A 919-nucleotide genomic window follows, 5' to 3' on the forward strand; every position below is an offset into this window, starting at 1 on the left:
CATTGTCTTTGGCGTATCCACAAGCTGAGATTGAGTCGATGTCACTAATCGCACAAGACAATATGGACGACAATGCTAATCAAATAGATGCCAGTCAAATAAAGACCAGTCAAGTAAAGGTTAGGCAATTAGAGTTGTGCCCAGCGGTCATCGGACTGACTGGCCCAATGTCTGTCTTACCAGCGATGTATACCGATCAGCTAGCATCGCGAGTGCATCATGCAAAAGATAAAGCGGCACCTGCGTTTTTAGACTTGTTTAACCATCGTCTGACGGATTTATATGTTCAAGCGAGCTGGTTTTATAATTTGCCGTTGCAGTATGAATTAAACGATAAAAAGGACAGCTACCTTTTAAGCCTGCGAGCGCTTGCGCGTCAGCCCAAGAAATTGACGGCAATAGACAGCTTGATTGCCTATGCTGGCATGATTGCCCCAGGGCGTCTGACTGCCGATCAATTAGCACATGTATTGTCACATTTTTTGGATAGCACAGTCAGTGTTCAGCAGTTCGTTCCTGAGTGGTTTGATCTACCAGCTACCGAGCAGACAGCGCTTGGTGGACAGTATGCAGCGCTTGGTGTGTCAGCATTTTGCGGCGCGCGTGCCGTGCAGTTCGACAGTAAGATTAGGATAGTATTTCATCAATTGGATGCTAAGCGCTATCTCAGGTTATTGCCTGCAGGCGATATGTATCGAGTCATCATTGATTTTATTCGTAAATGGTGCGGTGTGTGTTTGGCGGTCGAAATGCAGCTAGAGCTGGACAAACAATATATTAAGCCTTTGTCGTTATCTGCAGAGGGTTTTGGTGGTTTGGGGCGCGGTGGTTTTTTAATATCGCAGCCTGCTACTCAGCATCACGACGACACCCGTTATGCGTTACCTATTCAATGAAAGTTATAGCACAGTAAAAGGGT

The 919-nt window shown here is 46.0% G+C and carries 1 protein-coding gene; it reads left to right on the forward strand.

Going from position 1 to position 919, the window contains the following annotated elements; translation table 11 throughout:
- Positions 1 to 896 (forward strand): type VI secretion system baseplate subunit TssG (gene tssG, locus ACS8FD_RS17870; protein ID WP_439276837.1); only part of this gene is annotated, 896 nt, incomplete at its 5' end.
- Positions 897 to 919 lie beyond the last annotated feature (23 nt).

The sequence above is a fragment of the Psychrobacter sp. 1U2 genome, from assembly GCF_051847575.1.